General features: G+C 65.0%; 17 protein-coding genes and 1 pseudogene. 11 read left to right on the plus strand and 7 right to left on the minus strand.

Features of this window, described 5'->3' with window-relative positions; all coding sequences use genetic code 11:
• Positions 1-4: 4 nt before the first annotated feature.
• Positions 5-1,396, plus strand: coding sequence for a GTPase HflX (gene hflX / locus BHK69_RS19555; protein ID WP_069691555.1), 1,392 nt, complete (start codon positions 5-7; stop codon positions 1,394-1,396).
• A 62-nt stretch (positions 1,397-1,458) separates the two neighbouring features.
• Positions 1,459-1,979: pseudogene (locus tag BHK69_RS33215) on the plus strand (GrpB family protein).
• Here BHK69_RS33215 and mazG read toward each other — a convergent pair.
• A complete protein-coding gene (mazG, locus tag BHK69_RS19565) occupies positions 1,976-2,827 on the minus strand; it encodes a nucleoside triphosphate pyrophosphohydrolase (RefSeq protein ID WP_069691556.1) in 852 nt (283 codons plus the stop codon). The pseudogene BHK69_RS33215 and the gene mazG overlap by 4 nt on opposite strands.
• Positions 2,828-2,864: 37 nt before the next feature.
• Between mazG and arfB the strand changes: the two genes are divergently transcribed.
• The 3 genes from arfB to BHK69_RS19580 all read left to right on the plus strand — a co-directional run bounded on the left by arfB (position 2,865) and on the right by BHK69_RS19580 (position 4,535).
• Positions 2,865-3,284: an alternative ribosome rescue aminoacyl-tRNA hydrolase ArfB gene (gene arfB, locus BHK69_RS19570; RefSeq protein ID WP_069691557.1), complete on the plus strand. Its 420-nt coding sequence runs from the start codon at positions 2,865-2,867 to the stop codon at positions 3,282-3,284.
• Positions 3,284-3,850, plus strand: coding sequence for a regulatory protein RecX (locus BHK69_RS19575; RefSeq protein ID WP_244548252.1), 567 nt, complete (start codon positions 3,284-3,286; stop codon positions 3,848-3,850). The genes arfB and BHK69_RS19575 overlap by 1 nt, the downstream gene beginning before the upstream one ends.
• A gap of 130 nt (positions 3,851-3,980) precedes the next feature.
• On the plus strand, positions 3,981-4,535 hold the full coding sequence (locus tag BHK69_RS19580; protein WP_069691558.1) for a hypothetical protein: 555 nt from the start codon (positions 3,981-3,983) through the stop codon (positions 4,533-4,535).
• Between the two features lie 138 nt (positions 4,536-4,673).
• Here BHK69_RS19580 and BHK69_RS19585 read toward each other — a convergent pair whose 3' ends face one another.
• Positions 4,674-5,654 (minus strand): Bug family tripartite tricarboxylate transporter substrate binding protein, encoded by a 981-nt coding sequence (locus BHK69_RS19585; RefSeq protein WP_069691559.1) that lies wholly within the window; start codon positions 5,652-5,654, stop codon positions 4,674-4,676.
• A 185-nt stretch (positions 5,655-5,839) separates the two neighbouring features.
• Here BHK69_RS19585 and BHK69_RS19590 point away from each other — a divergent pair, with 185 nt between their 5' ends.
• Positions 5,840-6,337: a class I SAM-dependent methyltransferase gene (locus BHK69_RS19590; protein WP_069691560.1), complete on the plus strand. Its 498-nt coding sequence runs from the start codon at positions 5,840-5,842 to the stop codon at positions 6,335-6,337.
• Between the two features lie 233 nt (positions 6,338-6,570).
• Here the strand turns inward: BHK69_RS19590 and BHK69_RS19595 are convergent, their stop codons facing one another.
• The 3 genes from BHK69_RS19595 to BHK69_RS19605 all read right to left on the minus strand — a co-directional run bounded on the left by BHK69_RS19595 (position 6,571) and on the right by BHK69_RS19605 (position 9,578).
• Complete coding sequence (locus BHK69_RS19595; protein WP_069691561.1) at positions 6,571-8,070, minus strand: tripartite tricarboxylate transporter permease; 1,500 nt, start codon at positions 8,068-8,070, stop codon at positions 6,571-6,573.
• A 14-nt stretch (positions 8,071-8,084) separates the two neighbouring features.
• The gene (locus BHK69_RS19600) at positions 8,085-8,534 is read right to left on the minus strand and encodes a tripartite tricarboxylate transporter TctB family protein (RefSeq protein ID WP_069691562.1); all 450 of its coding nucleotides are present in this window, start codon (positions 8,532-8,534) and stop codon (positions 8,085-8,087) included.
• Positions 8,535-8,663: 129 nt separating this feature from the next.
• Positions 8,664-9,578, minus strand: coding sequence for a Bug family tripartite tricarboxylate transporter substrate binding protein (locus tag BHK69_RS19605; protein ID WP_244548253.1), 915 nt, complete (start codon positions 9,576-9,578; stop codon positions 8,664-8,666).
• A 345-nt stretch (positions 9,579-9,923) separates the two neighbouring features.
• Here BHK69_RS19605 and BHK69_RS19610 point away from each other — a divergent pair, with 345 nt between their 5' ends.
• The 4 genes from BHK69_RS19610 (at position 9,924) to BHK69_RS19625 (ending at position 14,347) form a co-directional block, all read left to right on the plus strand.
• Positions 9,924-10,916, plus strand: coding sequence for a Bug family tripartite tricarboxylate transporter substrate binding protein (locus BHK69_RS19610; RefSeq protein WP_069691564.1), 993 nt, complete (start codon positions 9,924-9,926; stop codon positions 10,914-10,916).
• 68 nt (positions 10,917-10,984) lie between these two features.
• A complete protein-coding gene (locus BHK69_RS19615) occupies positions 10,985-11,890 on the plus strand; it encodes a LysR family transcriptional regulator (protein WP_069691565.1) in 906 nt (301 codons plus the stop codon).
• Between the two features lie 96 nt (positions 11,891-11,986).
• Positions 11,987-12,937, plus strand: a complete 951-nt coding sequence (gene kdgD, locus BHK69_RS19620) for a 5-dehydro-4-deoxyglucarate dehydratase (protein ID WP_069693810.1) — start codon at positions 11,987-11,989, stop codon at positions 12,935-12,937.
• A 324-nt stretch (positions 12,938-13,261) separates the two neighbouring features.
• On the plus strand, positions 13,262-14,347 hold the full coding sequence (locus BHK69_RS19625; protein WP_069693811.1) for a lactonase family protein: 1,086 nt from the start codon (positions 13,262-13,264) through the stop codon (positions 14,345-14,347).
• A gap of 61 nt (positions 14,348-14,408) precedes the next feature.
• Here the strand turns inward: BHK69_RS19625 and BHK69_RS19630 are convergent, their stop codons facing one another.
• Together BHK69_RS19630 and BHK69_RS19635 are read right to left on the minus strand one after the other, a co-directional pair.
• Positions 14,409-15,959 (minus strand): cation:proton antiporter, encoded by a 1,551-nt coding sequence (locus BHK69_RS19630; RefSeq protein ID WP_069691566.1) that lies wholly within the window; start codon positions 15,957-15,959, stop codon positions 14,409-14,411.
• 187 nt (positions 15,960-16,146) lie between these two features.
• Positions 16,147-17,139, minus strand: a complete 993-nt coding sequence (locus tag BHK69_RS19635) for a LacI family DNA-binding transcriptional regulator (RefSeq protein WP_244548254.1) — start codon at positions 17,137-17,139, stop codon at positions 16,147-16,149.
• A 214-nt stretch (positions 17,140-17,353) separates the two neighbouring features.
• On the opposite strand from BHK69_RS19635, the gene BHK69_RS19640 reads away from it, so the two are divergent.
• Complete coding sequence (locus BHK69_RS19640) at positions 17,354-18,634, plus strand: ABC transporter substrate-binding protein (protein ID WP_069691567.1); 1,281 nt, start codon at positions 17,354-17,356, stop codon at positions 18,632-18,634.
• The last annotated feature ends 68 nt before the right edge of the window (positions 18,635-18,702 follow it).

An 18,702-nucleotide genomic window follows, 5' to 3' on the forward strand; every position in this document is an offset into this window, starting at 1 on the left:
CCTCATGGCCGGTCGCGACGGGGCAGACGAGATCGAAAAGACCGTCAAGCCGCTTGACGAGATCGAACGCGATATCGCTGCCAATACACGCGCCTATGTCGTCGGCCCGTATTCGCAGCGCCGCGGCGGCGCGGGCAGCGCTGACACGAATCAGCGCTCCTTCGCGGCACGGCTCGATGAGGCCGTCGGCCTCGCCGCCGCCATCGACCTGACCGTCATCGAGCCGATCCAGGTTCTGCTCACGGCGTTTCGTCCTGCGACCTATCTCGGCAAGGGCAAGGTCGAGGAGCTGGCCGAGCGCATCAAGATCGAGGAAATCGGCCTCGTCGTGATGGATTGCGGGTTGTCGCCGGTGCAGCAGCGCAATCTCGAGAAAGCTTTCGGCTGCAAGGTGATCGACCGCACCGGCCTGATCCTCGAGATCTTCGGTCGGCGGGCGCGCACACGTGAAGGCACGCTGCAGGTCGAGCTTGCACATCTCAACTACCAGAAGAGCCGACTGGTGCGGTCCTGGACCCATCTCGAGCGCCAGCGCGGCGGCTTCGGCTTCCTCGGCGGCCCCGGCGAGACGCAGATCGAGGCGGACCGGCGCATCATCCAGGAGCGCATGACCAAGATCGAGCGCGATCTCGAGAGCGTGAAACGGACGCGCTCGCTCCATCGCGTCAGCCGTAAACGTGTGCCTTATCCTGTGGTTGCGTTAGTCGGTTATACCAATGCTGGAAAATCGACGCTGTTCAACCGGCTGACCTCGGCCGAGGTGCTGGCGCAGGACATGCTGTTTGCCACGCTGGACCCGACCGCACGCGCGATCAAGCTGCCGCACGGCGCGCGGATCATGCTCTCGGACACGGTCGGCTTCATCTCGGACCTGCCGACGCAGCTCGTCGCGGCCTTCCGCGCGACGCTGGAAGATGCAATCGAGGCCGATGTGCTGCTGCATATCCGCGATATGGCGCATGAGGACACGCAGGCGCAGGCGGCCGACGTGCAAGGCATCCTGCGCGATCTCGGCATCGATCCCGATGACGGCCAGCGTGTGGTCGAGGTCTGGAACAAGTCGGACCTGCTCGATGGGTCGGAACGCGAGCGCCAGCTTGGCCTCGTCACGTTGAAGCCCGAGGCCTCGCGGCCGGTGCTGGTCTCGGCGCTGACCGGCGATGGCGTTGCCCGGCTGACGGATGCGATCGAAACGCGCATTGCCAGGAGCCGACCGGTCTATCGGCTGGTGCTGGCGCCCGGCGACGGCAAATCGCTTGCCTGGCTGCACGCCAATGGTGAAATCCTGGAGCGGGCGGATGCCGAGGACGGGGCGCTGAGCCTCACCGTGCGGCTGCCGCCGGAGCGGGAAGGGGCCTTTGGCGCGCGGTTCCCGGAGGCGGAACGGCAAAATTGAGGTGACAGCTCGCGCCTGCCGATTCGTCTGTTCGATGCGCAGGTTTGATCGAGGCTAGAGCGATGCTCGGACTCAAGCACAATGTGAACGTCCTGGTCGACTACGACTCTGATTGGGAAATTGCATTTCGCGAGGAGCGCAAGCGGATCGAGGATGCCCTCGGCGACTCGGCCAAGGGCGTCGAACACTACGGTTCGACATCGATAATCGGGATGCGGGCCAAACCCATTCTGGATATTCTCGTCGGCGTCGCGCCGTTCGACGATTGGGCGAAATGCCGGGCTCCGCTGGAACAGCTCGGCTACGACTACGCGCCGAATGCGGGCGTTCCCGGAAACCACATGTTTGGCGTGGCCGGGATCTAACCGAGCGAACGCATCTCGTCCATGTGGTGGAGTATCTCGGCGAACACTGGAGGCCGAACCTTGCCTTCAGGGATGCGCTCCGGACGGATTCTGCGTTGCGCTTGGCCTATCTCGCCGAGAAGGAGCGCGCCATCACGGCCGCGCCGGAAGGACGGGCAAAGTACAACGCGCTGAAGCACGCATTCATTGCGCGGATCAAGGCTGGTCTGGCGTCCTAGCTGTCTGCTGCCGAGGAGGCTCTACGTTCGGCTCGCTTGACTGCTTGCCAAAGCGCTTCCATCTCGTCGAGCGTAGCGTCCTTCGCCGAGCGCCCCTGAGCCTCCAGCGCGGCCTCGATGCCCTTGAAGCGGCGCTCGAACTTGGCGTTGGCGGCATGGAGGCAGCCTTCCGGGTCGGCATCGACATGGCGGGCGAGATTGGCGACGACGAAGAGCAGATCGCCGATTTCCTCGCGGATCGCCGCCTTGTCGCCCAGCGTAAGCGCCTCCTCGATCTCGGCGGTCTCTTCCCGAACCTTGTCGAGCACGAGCCTGGCGTCGTTCCAATCGAAACCGACGGTCGAGGCTTTGGCCTGGAGTTTCCAGGCGCGGCTGAGCGCGGGCAGGCTCTGGGTGACGCCGGCCAGCACGCCCTTGTCCTCGCCCTGCTCGGGTAGCCCCGCCGCTTGCCGCACGGCTGCCTTCTCGGCCTTCTCCTGCGCCTTGATGCTGTGCCAGAGCGCCTTGACCTCGGCGGGAGACAGATCGCGCGCATCGCCGAAGACATGCGGGTGGCGGCGGATCATCTTGGTGGTGACGGCCTCGACCACGTCGGGAAAGGCGAAAGCGCCTTCCTCCTCCGCCATCTGCGCGTGGTAGACCACCTGCAGCAGCAGATCGCCGAGCTCGTCCTTGAGGTCGAGCCTGTCGCCGCGAGCGATCGCGTCGGCGACCTCATAGGCCTCCTCGACCGTATAGGGCGCGATCGAGGCGAAGTCCTGCTCCAGATCCCAGGGGCAGCCCGTGCCGGACGTGCGGAGCGCCGCCATGATCTCGATCAGGCGGGCGATGTCGCGAGAAGGCTTCAACGCTGCAAATCTCCGTGAAGTGAGATAGCCTCGTCCCATGATTCAAGTGACCCCGTCCATCGCGATCGACGAGAGCGAGCTCGAGGAAAGCTTCGTGCGCGCCTCTGGCCCAGGCGGCCAGCACGTCAACAAGGTGTCGAGCGCAGTCCAGCTCAAATTCGACATCCGGCGCTCGCCCTCACTGCCCAACGACGTCGCGGTGCGCCTGATGAAGCTCGCCGGCAGCCGGCTGACGCAGGATGGCGTCATCGTCATCGTGGCGCAGGCGCAGCGCAGCCAGAAGCGCAACCGCGAGGAGGCGCGGGAACGCCTGCTTGAGCTGATCCGGGCGGCGGCGGTCCGCCCGCAGACGCGCCGGCCGACGAAACCGACAAAGGCCTCTAAGGAGAGGCGGCTGGTCTCCAAGGACAAGCGCGCCTCGATCAAGGCCGGCCGCTCCAAGCCGGGGGCGGATTAGTGGCGGGTGAAGCTTCGGGCGTGCCGCGCGAGAAGCGGCAGGTCGACAAGCGGCATGAGCGCAAGCCACCACGTCGCATCACCCCCGACTATCTGCAGCGCGCCGCCATGCATTATCTCGAACGCTATGCGGCGCCCGCAGCGCAGCTTCGCCGCGTGCTGGAGCGCAAGGTCGTGCTGAGCTGCCGCCACCACGGCGACGAGCCCGGCCGGTTCTCAAGCTTGCTCGATGAAGTGGTGGCGCGCTGCGTCGCCTCCGGACTGGTCGATGACCGTCGTTTCGCCGAGGCGCGCGCGGCGAGCTTGCGCCGGCGAGGCCAGTCCACGCGGGCGGTGGCGGCGAAGCTGACGGCAAAGGGCGTGACGCGTGATCTCGCGGCCGAGGCAAGTGCCGTTGAGCCGGATGACGAATTGGCCGCGGCGCGCATCGCCGCGAAACGCAAGCGGATCGGCCCCTGGCGACGCCCCGACCGCCCTTTCGAGCGGCAGAAGGAAATCGCAGCGCTGGCCCGCGCCGGTTTCTCGATGACGATCGCCCGCACCGTGATCGACGATGGCGGTGGTTGATGATGCCTCCCTGACGGAAAGTGTAGATCGCCTGCGTCAGGGCATGGCGTTGTTCGCTGTTGTCGAGGCCGGCGTGGCATCGTCTTCGAAGGCTTGATTCTTAAGCCAGCCATGAGTGACGGAGAGAATGATGCGGGCCACATATAAATTTGCGCTGGCCGCACTGTTGTCATGCTTCTTCGCGGATGCGGCCCGAGCCGCGCCATTCGATCCGGCCAGGGTCGATCTGGCCGACGTCCTGGCTTGCAAGATCGATGGAGGTCATTATGTCGGCTTTGCGGTATCGATCAGCGATAATGGCAGTCCGGGTAGCGCCAAGGCGCGTGGCTGGGTGAAGATTCCGACCAAGAGCCTGATGTTCTCATCATACCGCCTTCCCAAACCGCTTGGCGTCTTTGGCTACACCACCAGTACCGTCGCCTTCACCAGTTCTGCGATGTTTGCGGTCCTGGATTTGCAGAACCCCACCGCACTCGGACTGGCGCAGGGTGTCACCAATATCCTTGAGGGTTCCGGGCAATTCATGGGCGAGCGCCTCGTAGATCAATCGACCCGAGTGGACAAGGAAACCGGATTTGGCTTCAAGAACCGGTCAGCCCTGCAGATCACAACAAATTCGGCTTTTCCGGGTAAGACGCTGATCGGGTGCAGCTATGACGGAAAACTGCAATTTCCTGCATTATGATGGGCTCACTGCACGAGAATGCCGGGCATTGGATATGACGCTTGCCGAATACAGCAGGCACCGTTCTTCTGACTCTCATGAAGCCGATGGAGCCGGTAGGGCGGTGCGCCGCCCTACCGGCCTATCCGGAGAATGCCGTCACTCGAGCTTGACGTTGGCGTCCTTCACGACGGCACCCCAGCGCGCGACCTCCGCCTTCACGAATTTGCCGAATTCGTCGCCAGCAATGTCCGGGATAGGCGATCCGTTCTTCTGCCAGACATCGACGATCAGCTGGGCCTTCAACGCCTTGGCGACTTCGCTGCGCATGCGCGCGACGATCTCCGGCGGCGTGCCTTTGGTCGCCCAGAGCGCGTACCAGGTCGCAACCTCGTAGCCGTCGAGCCCGGCTTCCTTGGCTGTCGGGACTGTAGCGATCACCTCGGAGCGCGTCGGAGCAGCAACAGCCAGCGCACGCAGCGTGCCGCCTGAAATCTGTGCCGCGGAGGAGCCGAGCCCGTCGAACATCACATCGACCTGACCGGCGACGAGATCCTGCATGGCTGGGCCGGCACCGCGATAAGGCACATGGGTGAGTGGCGCCTTCGCCAGCAGCTTGAACAGCTCGCCGGCGAGGTGATGCGTCGTGCCGTTGCCGGCCGACGCATAGTTCAGCTTGTCGGGGTTGGCCTTGGCGAAGGCGATCAGCTCGGCAAGAGTCTTGGCCTCGACCTTCTTGGGATTGACGACGATGACCTGCGGCGGTTGCGCGATCACGGCGACAGGGATGAAATCCTTCTCGATGTTATAGTCGAGCCTCGGATAGAGCGCCGGCGCGATAGCGTGATGGGCGGCGCCAACGAAGAAGGTGTAGCCATCGGGCGCGGCTTTCGAGGCAGCCGAGGCGCCGACCGTGCCGCCTGCGCCGCCGCGGTTGTCGATGATGATGCGCTGACCGAGCTGCTGCTCCAGCTGCGCCGCGATCGGCCGGGCGAAGGTATCCGTGCCGCCGCCGGCGGGGAAAGGCACGATGAAGGTGATCGATTTCGTCGGCCAGGTCTGCGCGACGGTTGGAGCCGTCGCTGTCGTTGCGAGCCCGGCCGCGGTGAGCAGCAGCAGGATTCGGCGTGAGATGAACATGATGAGAGACCTCCCGTGAATTGTGAAATCAGGCTCTTTTCGGCCATTTCTGATGAAAAGCGCTGCGATCGCGTCCGCTATCTCGCGGATTAGGGCATTAGACTGTTGCTTTAGCAAGTACATGGCCCGGGAGTGCAGGCATCAGGTGATTGACTTCCTTCGCCTTGCCACCGATCAGGAACGTCATGAGCCGCCTCGACAGTTTCATCCGCCGTCTTGAGGCCCAGCGCCGGGTTCTGGACTGGGCTGCCGCCGCCATCACGGGTCGTGACGGGCTCGTGCTCGAGCTCGGCCTCGGCAATGGCCGGACTTACGACCATTTGCGCGAGATTCTGCCGGAACGCGTGATCTACGCCTTCGATCGTGAGGCCAGGGCCAATCCGCGTTCGCTGCCGCCGCCCGAGGCGCTGGTGCTGGGCGATATGGCGCAGACGCTGCCGGTTTTCGCCGCCACGCATGGTCGCTGCGCGGTTCTGCTCCATGTCGACGCTACGACCGGTGTGCCCGAGCGCGACGCCGTGGCATTGGCCTGGCTGCCAGGGCACGTCGCGGCGCTCGCCGCGGACGACGCGCTCATCATCAGCGGATCGGAATTGATCGACGAGGCGCTGCTGGTGACACCTTTGCCCGAGGGCGTGCCGCTCGGACGCTACTTCGCCTATCGGCGCAGGGCGAAGGCCTGAGCAGCCCCTTTTCGGCGACAATTGGTCAAGATGGTTCAGGCATAGCAGGCCATGGCGCGCCTTGCCGCGCATGTAGACAAGAGCGCTGCCGATCGGCCGGTCCTCGCCGCCGGTAGGCGAAATGTCCCTTGCTGGAGAGGCAGGGTTGCAGAACGCTGTGAATGCCCTCGTTGCGGCAGGAGCCTTGCAGAAGATCAGCTGATTGCTCCGCTCTTAATTTTGCCAGCTATCTGTCATTCGGCGAGCGCTTCCTTGCGCGTCCGCAGGATCGTAGGCGACAACAGCGCCAGCAGCAGGACGGCGACGACGGTGAGCAGTACGGCGCTGATCGGCCGCGACAGGAACACCGAGAAATCCCCCTCCGACAACAGCATGGCGCGGCGGAAATTCTCCTCGAGCTGCGGGCCCAGCACCAGGCCCAGCAGCAGCGGTGCGGGCTCGACCCCGACCTTGATGAAGAAGTATCCGATACCGGCGCATGCCAGCATCAGCCAGACATTGAACAGGCTGTTGGCGATGCCATAGGTGCCGATGCAGCAGAACAGCACGATCGCCGGGAACAGCAGGCGATAGGGGATCTTCAGCATCGAGACCCAGAGGCCGATCAGCGGCAGGTTGATCACCAGCAGCATCAGATTGCCGACCCACATCGAGGCGATGACGCCCCAGACCAGTTTGGGCTGTTCGGTCATGATCTGCGGGCCGGGCTGGATACCTTGCATCATCAGGGCGCCGATCATCAGCGCCATCAGCGCATTGGCGGGAATGCCGAGCGTCAGCAAAGGGATGAAGCTCGTCTGCGCGCCGGCGTTGTTGGCGGCCTCGGGCCCGGCGACGCCCTCGATGGCGCCCTTGCCGAAGCGGGAGGGATCCTTGGCGAGCTTCTTCTCCAGCGCATAGGAGGAGAAGGGCGGCAACGCCGCGCCACCGCCCGGCAATACGCCCAGCACCGAGCCCAGCAGCGTGCCGCGAACCATCGCCGGAAAAGCAGCCCGCAGATCGGCCCGGCTCGGGATCAGATCGCGGATCGACTGGCTGACGACGCGCCGCTCCGCCGGCCGTTCCAGATTGGCGATGATCTCGCCGAGGCCGAACAGCCCCATCGCCACGGGCACGAAATCGATTCCATCAGACAATTCGGCGACGCCGAAGGTCATGCGCGCAGCGCCCGACGAGACATCGATGCCGATGAGGCCGAGCAGGAGGCCGAGCAGCACCATCGCCAGCGACTTTGCGACCGAGCCATGCGCCAGCACGACGGCGGCGATCAGCCCGAGCACGAGCAGGCTGAAATACTCGACCGCGGTGAATTTCAGCGCCAGCACCGAGAGCGGAACGCTCAGCACCGCGATGATGACGGTCGCCACCGTGCCGGCGAAGAAAGAGGCGATCGCGGCGATCGCGAGCGCCGTTCCGGCCTTGCCCTGCTTGGCCATCTCGTGGCCATCGATGCAGGTCACCACGGAGGAGGTTTCGCCCGGCACATTGACGAGGATGGCGGTGGTCGAGCCGCCATATTGCGCGCCGTAGAAGATGCCGGCCAGCATGATCATGGAGCCGGCCGGGGTCAGCCCGAATGTGAAGGGCAGCAGCAACGCGATCGTCGGGATCGGCCCGATGCCAGGCAGCACGCCGATCGCCGTTCCGATCACCACCCCGATCAGGCACAGGCCGAGATTGTTGAGCTCGAGCGCCGTCTGGAGCCCCATCAGCAGATTGTCGAAGAGTTCCATCGATCGGTGAGCCTTCAGCGCGGCCAGAGCGGAACCGGCAGGGCCAGAACCTTGATGAAGAGGATGGCCGCCGCGCAGGAGAGCAGCAGCGCGAAGGGAACCGTCTCGCGAAGGCGTCCTTCGCGGGTAGCGAAACCGGCGAGGATCACGGTGACGACCGAGGCGATGGCGAGCCCCAGCCGCTCCGCCGTCAGCGCGAAGACGCCGACGGCGCCAAGCACGGCGAGCAGCGGGCGGATCTGCACGGGCACGATCGCCGGGCCTGCCCGTCTCGCACCGCGAGCGCAGAAGAACAGGCCGAAGCCGAGCAGCCCGAACGAGACGACGCGCGGCATGTAGCCTGGCCCCATATCCGCGGCGTTGCCGACCACGAGGTGGCGGGTCGCGATCAGCGCGGCCGCCGCCACTGCGACGAGGAACAGGCCGAAGAGCAGATCCTGCCAGGCGATCCGGGAACGGGTCATCGGCCAGGCTCCGGCTGGATCACGTTGCCTTCGGACAATTCTGTCCGAAGGCAAAAAGCGTGATAGTTTCCAGAAGTTGAGGGCATTGCTGTCTGCGAAAAACCGGTTCCCACTTTTTCGCGCAAGGCCCTAGCTACCTTTGATGCCGGCTTCACGGATGATGCCGCCCCAGCGGGTGGTCGCATCCTTCAGCCAGGCGGAGAAATCGGCAGGCGAGCCGGCCCGGACGACGCCGCCCTGTTCGGCGATCTTGGCCTTGATGTCGGGTGTCTCGAGGATCTTGCCGATCTCCGCGTTGAGGCGCGTGATCATCGCAGGCGGGGTGCCGGCCGTGGTCAGGATGCCTTGCCAGGTACCGGCGTCGCCGCCGGGCAGCCCGGCCTCCTTGAAGGTCGGCAGCCCCGCGACGCGCTCCTCGCCGGTCACGGCGAGACCGACGAGCTGCTTGTTGGCGACGAAGGGCAGTGTCGCGGTCGAGCCGTTGATGATGACGCCGCTTTCGCCGGAGACCACGGCGCGCGAGGCCGCAGCCCCGCCCTTATAGGGCACGTTCTTCCACTGGATGCCGAGTTCCTTCGCCATCGAGACGGCGGTGATGTGGTTGGCGGCACCGACGCCGGAATTGGCGACGGCGAGCTTGTTTGGATTGGCCTTGGCGTAGGCGATCAGCTCCTGCGCGGTCTTTGCCGGAATGGATTCGTGCACCGCCAGGACATAAGGGCCGAACATCACCATCGAGACCGGCGCCAGGTCCTTGTTGGGATCATAGGTCAGGTCGGAGAACAGGCTCGGCGCCGTCGCGAGCGAACCGACATCCATCAGCAGCAAGGTGTGGCCGTCGGCCGGCGCCTTGGCGACGGCATCGGCGCCGAGATTGCCGGCGGCGCCGGGCTTGTTCTCGATCACCACGGTTTGGCCGATCGCGGCCGAGAGCTTGGGACCGATCAGGCGCGCCAGGATGTCCGAGGTTCCGCCGGGTGCGAAGGGCACGATGAGGCGGACGGGGCGCTCGAAATTCTGGGCCGCGGCAGGTTGGATTGCCAATGCGACACTCGCAAGTGCTGCCAGGGCAAGGCCTTTTGCGGCGATCGCGTATCGGCGGGGAGATGATCTGAATATAGATCTGGATATGGACATGGACATGATTTCCTCCGGTGGGGTGCAGACCGGCCCGGACCAGCCGGGCAGCGAGCGTGCAGGCAGTCTTGGGAAGCTGCCTTGTCAGCCTGGAGGATAGGTCAGGCACGATGCGCCAATGAGTTAGATTGGCAATGGAACGATATCTTTTTTGGATCGCACGATAGCGCGAATGGGCTTGCGGGTCCTTCGACCTCGCCTACTCTCGGGAGCAGACGGCAAAAGCCGCGCTGCCTGTCCTGGGAGGGAAACATGAAACGATCGATCACGCGCCGGGCGGCGCTCGGCCTGGTTGGCGGCGCATTCGCCACACCCCTCATCGCACGTAGCGGCTGGGCGCAGGCCTATCCCACGAAACCCGTGACGGTGATCATCCCCTTCGGCGCCGGCGGCACCACCGATCTGATCGGGCGCATCATTTGCGAGAAGCTCTCGCAGCGCATGGGCAAATCCTTCGTCATCGAGAACCGGGCCGGGGCCGGCGGCAACACCGGCGTCGCGGCTCTCGCCCATGCCACGCCCGACGGCTACACCATCGGCATGACGACGGTCGCCACGCACGGCATCAATCCGAACCTCTTCAAGGACAAGCTGCCCTTCAAGGCGCTCGAGGATTTCGAGTTCCTGTCGCTGGCCTCCTCACAGCCGAATTTCATGTGCTGCCACCCCTCTTTGCCTGCGCAGAACGTCGCGGAGTTCATCGCTTATCTGAAGGCCAATCCCGGCAAGGAGACATTCGCGTCCTCGGGGCTGGGCACCTCCATCCACCTCTGCGGCGAGCTGTTCATGCAGCTCGCCGGCGTGAAGATGCAGCACGTCACCTATCGATCCTCCGGCGCCTTGATGCAGGATGTCATCTCCGGCAACGTCAAGATCACCTTCGACAATTTCACCTCGCCCTATCCGCACTACAAGGCCGGCACCGTGCGTGGGCTCGCCGTCACCACGATGCAGCGGGCCAAGATCGCGCCCGAGATTCCAGCCCTCTCCGAGACGCTGCCGGGCTTCGACATCGCCTCCTGGAACGGCTTCCTTGCTCCGAAAGGGACGCCCAAGGAGATCTGCGACAGGCTCGTCGCCGAGCTGCAGGCTGTGCTGAAAGACCCTTCCGTGACCTCGCGCTTCGAGGAGCTCGGAGCAGCAGCGACGCCTTCCAGCGCAGAAGAGGCCAGGGCGAAATCGACCGCCGAGATCGCCAAGTTCAAGGACATCATTGAAAAGGCCGGGATTAGCATCCAGAACTGACGCCGAGCCTCGCCCGGGATGCGGCACTGGCGCCGATGCGACACGGGCAGTCTTGGGAGAGGCGGAGCATGTTCGAGCTGAGCCAGCTACGCTGCTTCGTCGCGGTCGCGGAGGAGTTGCATTTCGGCCGCGCCGCGGTGCGGCTGAACATGACGCAGCCGCCGCTCAGCCGCCAGATCCAGATCCTCGAGCGGGTGCTCGACGTGGTGCTGCTGGAACGCAGCAACCGCACGGTGAAGCTGACGCCGGCGGGCCAGAGCTTCCTGGCCGAGGCGCGTCGCCTGCTCAAACTCGCCGAGAGCGCGGCGCTGCTCGCCAAGCGCGTCGCCAATGGCAAGGCCGGCTCGATCAATATCGGCTTCACCGCGACCTCGGCCTATTCCTATGTGCCCGAGCTTGTCGCCGCCTGCCGGCGTGAATTGCCCGATGTCGAGGTCTCGCTCAAGGAGATGGTCAGCGGCGATCAGCTCAAGCGGCTCGATTCCGGTGAGATCGACATCGGCCTGCTGCGCCCGCCGATTCCGCGCAACGGCCTGCGCGCCTTTCGGGTCACGGCCGAGCCATTGATCGCGGCAGTGCCGTCGGGGCATGCGCTGGCGCGGGCCGAGACGGTTATGCTCGATGACCTCGTGCGCGAGCCCTTCATCATGTACGCGCCCTATGAGGCGCGCTATTTTCACGATCTTCTGGTCGAGCTGTTCTCGCGCACCGGCCTGGTGCCGAACTATGTCCAGCATCTCGCCCAGATCCACTCGATCCTGGCCATGGTCCATTCCGGCGTCGGTGTCGCGCTCGTGCCGGAGACGGCGATGAACCTGCATTTCAGCGGTGTCGCGCTGCGCCGGATCGAATTGCCGCGGCAGCGGCCGGCCGAGCTCTTCTTCGTCAGCCGCGACGACAACGACAACCCGCTGCTGCCGATCATCGCCGCGTTGGCGAAGGGGCTCGCGCAAGATCTGCCAAGGACCGGCTGAACGATCCAATCTATGGATCGACCGATACAGTGATTGGTCTCCATCGGCATCGTTCTTGATCTACTTCTTCGTCTGATTTCAGCGAAGGACGCGACCATGAGCAAGATGACCCCGCAGGAGATGGCAAGGCATATCGGCAACGGCCTGCTGTCCTTTCCCGTCACGCCCTTCACGACCAGCAACGTTTTCGACGAGGCGCGCTACCGCTCCAATCTCGACTGGCTTTGCGGCTACGACGTCGCCGGGCTGTTCGCGGCCGGCGGCACGGGCGAGTTCTTCTCGCTCTCTCCGGCCGAGGTCGTGAAGGTCGTGGCGACGGCCGTCGCCGAGACTAGTGGCCGGGTGCCGGTGCTCGCAGGCGTCGGTTATGGCACGCAGATCGCGACAGAGCTCGCCGCTGGTGTCGAGCAGGCCGGCGCCGACGGCATTCTGCTGCTGCCGCCCTATCTCGTCTTTTCCGAGCAGGAGGGGCTCGCCGCCCATATCGATGCGGTCTGCAAGGCGACCAAGCTCGGCGTCATCGTCTACAACCGCGACAACGCCATCGTCAGCGAGGAGACGCTGGCGAAGCTCTGCGAGCGCAATCCGAACCTGGTAGGCTACAAGGACGGCATCGGCGATATCGAGCTGATGACCCGCATCCATCTGCGCATGGGCGACCGGCTGACCTATATCGGCGGCCTGCCCACGGCGGAGACCTTCGCGCTGCCCTATCTCGAAATGGGCGTGACCACCTATTCCTCGGCGGTGTTCAACTTCGTCCCGCATTTCTCGACCAAGTTCTATGCCGCCGTGCGCCGCCGCGACCGCGAAACCGTGCAGGCGGGCTTGCGCGACTTCATCCTGCCGCTGATCGCGATCCGCAACCGCAAGCGCGGCTATGCGGTCTCGATCATCAAGGCGGGCATGAAGGTGATCGGCCGCGATTCAGGCCCGGTGCGCAGCCCGCTGACCGATCTGAGCGAGAGCGAGACGGCTGAACTCGCCGCGCTCGTCGCTCGGCTCGACCAAGGCGAGTTCGCGGCGCGCGAACTCGCGGCCGCCTGATCGTCCTCGGCTATCGGAAGTGCTTGCCGCTAGGGCAATTTTCGATCCTGTTGGATCGGAAATTGCCCTAGTTCATTGTTTTAGCGGGTTTTCTTCACGCGAACCGGTGTCCACTTCGCTCGAAAACGCTCCACGCTCCTCCGGGCGTGGCGGCGTTGCGTTTCGGCACGCGGCCATGCCGTGCCCGCGATACGCCGATTGGATCGATCGATGCGCGCTTTGAGCTGTCCAGCAGCTTGCGCATCTCCTTAAGCTGCTCTGGTCAGGCAAATGACCGCCACCGCGAAGACGGCCGGCGAAAACATAGAAGTCCAGGGGATGGAAATGAGCCCAAGCACAACGATCGGCGCCGCAGTCGTGCTCGCCACGATCCTGGCCGCGGGGCCCGTATCCGCCAGGACGATGGTCTACATCTCGAATGCCGACAGCCGCGAGATCAGCGTGCTGGAGCTCGACGCGCAGGCCGGCGAGTTGAAGCCCGTGCAGACGGTCGCGGTAACGGGGACCGCGATGCCGATGGCGATCTCGCCTGACCGGCGTCAGCTCTATGTTTCGCTGCGCTCGCAGCCCTTCTCGGTCAGTTCCTTCGCCATCGACCAGCAGAGCGGAAAGCTCGCTCTGCTCTCGACCGTGCCGTTGCCCGACAACATGGCGTATATTTCCACCGACCGGAGCGGTCGCTTCCTGCTCAGCGCCTCCTATACCGGCGACAAGATCGCGATCAACCCGATCGGCCCGCAGGGCTTCGTCCAAAGCGAGCCGGTGCAGGTCGTGCAGACCCGCAAGAACGCGCACGCCATTCTGACCGACCGCTCCAACAGCCATGTCTTCGCCAGCAATCTCGGCGGCGATATCCTGCTGCAATACCGCTTCGATGCCACGACCGGGCGGGTTGCGCCGAACGATCCGCCCTTCGTCGAAACCAAGCCGGGAGCCGGTCCGCGCCATTTCGTTTTCCACCCGAATGACCGGTTCGTCTATCTGGTCAACGAACTCGACGGCACGCTGAACAGCTATCGCTTCGATGCGAGCAAGGGCACGCTCGCGGCCGCGGGCAGCCAGAGCATCATGCCGCCCGGATTCTCAGGCGGAGCGCCGGCCAGCGCCGAAATCCGGATCACGCCGGATGGTCGCTTGCTCTACGCCTCGGAGCGTACTTCGAACACGATTGCCGCCTTTCGGGTCAATGGCGAGACGGGAGCGCTGACGCCGGCCGGCAACTTCGCGACGGAGACGCAGCCGCGGGGCTTCAATATCGATCCGCGGGGCCGTTTCCTGATCGCCGCCGGGCAGAAATCCAATTCCGCAACGCTCTACGCGATCGATGCGGAATCCGGCGCATTGAAGGAGTTGAAGCGATATCCGCTCGGCAAGAACCCGAACTGGGTGGAAATCGTCGATCTGCCCTGATCCCGTCATCCTCGACGGTCTCGCCATCCCGGACGAGGAGGCGAACAGGCAGCTGCACGCGCTATTGGCGCTCCTGTGCGGGTAGGGAGCTGAGCTCCAGCCAGTCGAGTTCCGCCTCGACGCGTCGATAGGCGTCGTCGCCGATGGTTCCGGCGTTGCGGAGCCCATCGAGCGCGTCGCGCGCCACCGCTACAACGCGGCGGCGCAAATCATTCTCCGGCGTGTCGAGCGGGTCATGTCCGCGCTGGGCGAGGTTCAAAGCCTCGCCATACTCAATGCCAAGGCGCCGGGCGGCAGGCGAGGCGTCGCGCTCCAGCTCCGTGATCGCAGCTCCGAGCGCCGCCTTCCGTGCCAGGCGGAGCTCGGTATCCACGACCGCATCCTTCGGCAGGCGCAACAAGATGAGGAGCGGGCGCAGCGTGATGCCCTGGATCACGAGAGTTCCCAGCACCACGACGAAGGCGGCGAGCTGGATGAAGTCGCGATAGGGAAAACCGGCGGGGAGCGCCATGGCAGCCGCCAGGGTGACGATGCCGCGCATGCCCGACCATCCGATCACCAGACCTCCCTTCGCACTTGGCGTCGGCATCGCGGATGTGGGGGGTGGCGCCCCGAACAGGTGGTTCTTCCATTCCACCAGCATGTGATGCGTCATTACCCAGGCGATGCGAACGACGATCACCGTCGCCAGGACGGCAAGCGAGGCGCCGAGATAGCGCAGGCGCTCGGCATCGCTGAGCGGCTCGAGGATGGGGCGGATCTGCAGGCCGATGAGCGTGAACGCCAATACGTTCAACACGACTGTCGCCGTTTCCCAGATGGCGAAGGACGGCACGCGCAGCCGCGCCGGCATTGCCGGGCCTGACCGCCACGCCATCGTCAGCCCATAGACGACGATGGTCACGACCCCGGAAAGTCCGAGATGTTCGGCAAGGAGCCATATGCTGAAGGTCGTGACGAACTGAAAAATGACGGAGCTCGGCGCATCCTCGATGAGCCCGATCAATCGGCCGACCGGCCACACCAGCGCCCAGCCGACCAGCACACTGCCGAAACTGACGAGGGCGAAGGTCGGCAGAGCATCCGTGACGGTGAAGCTGCCTGCCACGACGGCTGCCACGGCCAGCTTGTAGATCATCAGCGCCGAGGCATCGTTGAGCAGGCTTTCGCCTTCCAGCACCATCCTGATGCGGTGTGGCGGATCCACTTGCTTCAGGACGGCCAGCGCCGCGACGGCGTCGGGCGGCGCGAGCAGCGCGCCGAGCGCGATCGCTGCAGGCCAGGGAAAATCCGGGAAGATGGCGCGAGCGACAAGCGCGACGATCACTGTGGTGAGGCCGACTGCGGCCAGCACGAGCGACAGGATCGGCGCCCAGTTGGCGTGAAGATCGCGCAGCGAGGCGTCATAGGCGGCATCGAGCAGCACGGGCGCGACGAAGAGGGCAAGGATGAGTTCCGGCGGCAGATCGAGCCGCGGCGCGCCCGGCAGGAACGCGACCGCGGCGCCCGCCAAGGCGAGGAGCGTCGGGTAGGGGATGTTCAGCCGCTTCGCCACCGCCGACAGGATCGTCGCTCCCAGCAGGAGCGCAAGGATGGTCTCGAAGATGAGCATGGCGCGGCGATCTTTTCCTGGGCGCTCCGAATAGACAGGAATACCGGGCTTTCGGCGAGGTCGCATACCCCCTTGCATGCGCCAGCGAGGCGCTCGCTGAAGGAAGGCGCTGCCGCGGGCACCACCGTTTCCGTGCCGGTTGCCGTGGGCGCCTGATCCATCGATCCGGCGCATGTCTCCTTGCCGATCAGAGCTCCAGGGAATGCGGCAACAGGATATCCTCCGGCATCGTGCCGCCCCAGAGCGCGGTGAGCTGCTCGACGACCTTCGCGCCGAAATCGGGGTAGGGGATATGGACCGAGGTCAGCCAGGGCGCGATCCAGGCGTTGAGCGGGTTGTTGTCGATGCCGATGAGGAGACAGGTTTCGGGGATGGCGACGCCACGCTCGACGGCCAATCTGTAGGCGCCATAGGCCATCATGTCGCTGACGCAGAGCAGGCCTTTCGGCCAGCCCCCGGCGCTCGCCGAGACGAGCGTTCGCGCCGCGTCATAGCCGACCTGAAGATGCGACAATCCAGGCGCCGAAGCGCGCCGGATGCGGTCGGCCTCGACACCGCGCGCGATCAGCCGCTCGACGAAACCGGCAACGCGCTCCGCCGTCGATGACGAGCCCTGCGCAGGAAAGATCACGGCCGGTTCGGTGATCGCGCGCGCCAGGCAATAATCGGCGGCAGCAGCGCCCGCGGCGTGGTTGTCGATGCCGACATAGGCGCCGCCCTCGGGGTTGCGGCGACTGACGAAGACGATCGGCTCTCCGCGTGCGAGCGCGTCGCTTAGCGCTGGGCTCGTGACGGCGCTCACCAGGACATAGCCCTGCACCCGTTGCGAGCGCATGGCTTGCAGGTATTCATCCTGCAGATCGGCGCGGTCATGCGTGTCGCACAGGATCATGACGTAGCCGGCCGCACGCAGCGCCGCTTCCGTCGACACCGCAATGGCCGCCATGGCCGGGTTGTCGAGGTTGGGGGCGAGCATCGCGATAACGCGGCTCTGGCGCCGACGCAGCGCACGCCCGACATGGTTGGGCTGGTAGCCAAGCGCGACGACGGCGGCTTGCACGCGCGTCACCGTCTGCGCCGAGGCCCGCCGCGTCTCGCCGTTCACGATCCGCGAGACGGTGGCGACCGAAACTCCTGCCTCGGCGGCAACCGTAGCAAGCGAAACCTGGGCGGCAGACACGGGTCTTTGCATCGGCTCCAATCGATTCCTGGGCTCCAATCGATTCCATGCCGGCGAGATGCGCCGAAACGCGCATGTGCCAGTCTCTCGCTATCATCGAGGCCTGCCTTTCAATGCCTCGTCACGCCGCCGTTGACAAGTTAGGCAAACGTTTGCCTAATAGGTGCAAGGCATCCAGCTGAGATGCCAGGAACGATCCCGGGATGGAGCGCAGATGACAATGAGAGCGTGGGTTTCGGCCTTGGCCGTCGTGACAGGGCTTCTGGCGGTCGATGTCGCTCAGGCGCAGACCACCGTGCGCATGAGCTGGTATTCCGACGGTAATGAAGGCGAGGTCGTCGCCGATCTCCTGAAACGCTTCGAGGCCCAGAACAAGGACATCAAGATCGTCCTCGATCAGGTGCCCTACAAGGCGATCAACGAGAATCTGCCGGTCCAGCTCGCCTCGGGGCAGGGTCCGGACATCGCCCGCGTCGTCGATCTCGGCGGCATCGCCCGCTATGCGCTCGATCTGCGGCCCTATCTGAAGGACGCCGCTTATTGGGACGCCAATTTTGGCCCGTTCCTGGAGTGGATGCGTCCGCAGGGCGACACCAACTCCATCCCCGGCTTCATGACGCAGCTCACCGTCACCGGCCCCTTCGTCAACAAGACATTGTTCGAGCAGGCCGGCATCGCACTGCCCGGCGCCAAGGCGACATGGGAAGACTGGGCCAAGGCGACGAAGGATGTCGCCGCCAAGGTGCAGGCGCCGTTCCCCATCGCCATGGACCGTTCGGGCCACCGCTTCTTCGGCCTGGCGATCTCGGAAGGCGCGAAGCTGTTCGACGCCAAGGGTGAGCCCGCGGTGATCGATGACGGGTTCAAGCGCGCGGCGCAGCTCGTCTATGACTGGCACAAGAGCGGCGTCATGGCCAAGGAGCTCTGGGGCTCGGTCTCGGGGGCGGCCTATCGCGGCGCCAATGACGAGTTCAAGAACGCCCAGGTCGTAATGTACATGTCCGGCTCCTGGCAGATCGCCCAGTTCGACAAGACGGTCGGCAATGCTTTCGACTGGGTCGCGGTGCCGACGCCATGCGGCCCCGCCGGATGCACGGCGATGCCCGGGGGCGCCGGGCTCGTTGCCATCAAGACGACGAAGAATCCCGCGGCCGTCGCCAGGGTCATGGAATATCTCGCCAGCGAGCCAGTGCTGAGCGAGTTCTACAGCCGCTCGCTCTTCGTTCCCGGCCATATCGGCATCGCCGCGAAAGGGCTGGACTACAAGGACGCGAGCCCGTTGGCGAAGGCCTCGCTCAAGGTCTTTTCCGATCAGGTCGCGGGCCTGTCGCCGGTTGCCTACAAGCTGCAGGGCTATGCCAACAACCGCATCATCTTCAATGCGGTGATCAGCCGTGTCGGCCAGGCGATCTCGGGCGAAACCACGCTGGACGAGGCCTATAAGCGGGTCGCCTCCGACGTCGAGCAGCAGATCGCCGAGCGCAACAAGAAGTAGCCCGGTGACACCTCCGCTTTCCCTCCGCCGCAGCGCCGCACGCTGGCTCGGCCTGTTCGTCGCGGCGC

It is taken from the genome of Bosea vaviloviae, from assembly GCF_001741865.1.
Lineage (GTDB): Bacteria > Pseudomonadota > Alphaproteobacteria > Rhizobiales > Beijerinckiaceae > Allobosea > Allobosea vaviloviae.

Excerpts from the sequence above, each read along its gene's own strand:
- hflX (WP_069691555.1), top strand. The coding sequence starts at position 5 with ATGGCCGGTCGCGACGGGGCAGACGAGATCGAAAAGACCGTCAAGCCG.
- arfB (WP_069691557.1), top strand. The coding sequence starts at position 2,865 with ATGATTCAAGTGACCCCGTCCATCGCGATCGACGAGAGCGAGCTCGAG.
- BHK69_RS19580 (WP_069691558.1), top strand. The coding sequence starts at position 3,981 with ATGCGGGCCACATATAAATTTGCGCTGGCCGCACTGTTGTCATGCTTC.
- BHK69_RS19585 (WP_069691559.1), bottom strand. The coding sequence starts at position 5,654 with ATGTTCATCTCACGCCGAATCCTGCTGCTGCTCACCGCGGCCGGGCTC.
- BHK69_RS19590 (WP_069691560.1), top strand. The coding sequence starts at position 5,840 with ATGAGCCGCCTCGACAGTTTCATCCGCCGTCTTGAGGCCCAGCGCCGG.
- BHK69_RS19595 (WP_069691561.1), bottom strand. The coding sequence starts at position 8,070 with ATGGAACTCTTCGACAATCTGCTGATGGGGCTCCAGACGGCGCTCGAG.
- BHK69_RS19600 (WP_069691562.1), bottom strand. The coding sequence starts at position 8,534 with ATGACCCGTTCCCGGATCGCCTGGCAGGATCTGCTCTTCGGCCTGTTC.
- BHK69_RS19610 (WP_069691564.1), top strand. The coding sequence starts at position 9,924 with ATGAAACGATCGATCACGCGCCGGGCGGCGCTCGGCCTGGTTGGCGGC.
- BHK69_RS19615 (WP_069691565.1), top strand. The coding sequence starts at position 10,985 with ATGTTCGAGCTGAGCCAGCTACGCTGCTTCGTCGCGGTCGCGGAGGAG.
- kdgD (WP_069693810.1), top strand. The coding sequence starts at position 11,987 with ATGAGCAAGATGACCCCGCAGGAGATGGCAAGGCATATCGGCAACGGC.
- BHK69_RS19625 (WP_069693811.1), top strand. The coding sequence starts at position 13,262 with ATGAGCCCAAGCACAACGATCGGCGCCGCAGTCGTGCTCGCCACGATC.
- BHK69_RS19630 (WP_069691566.1), bottom strand. The coding sequence starts at position 15,959 with ATGCTCATCTTCGAGACCATCCTTGCGCTCCTGCTGGGAGCGACGATC.
- BHK69_RS19640 (WP_069691567.1), top strand. The coding sequence starts at position 17,354 with ATGACAATGAGAGCGTGGGTTTCGGCCTTGGCCGTCGTGACAGGGCTT.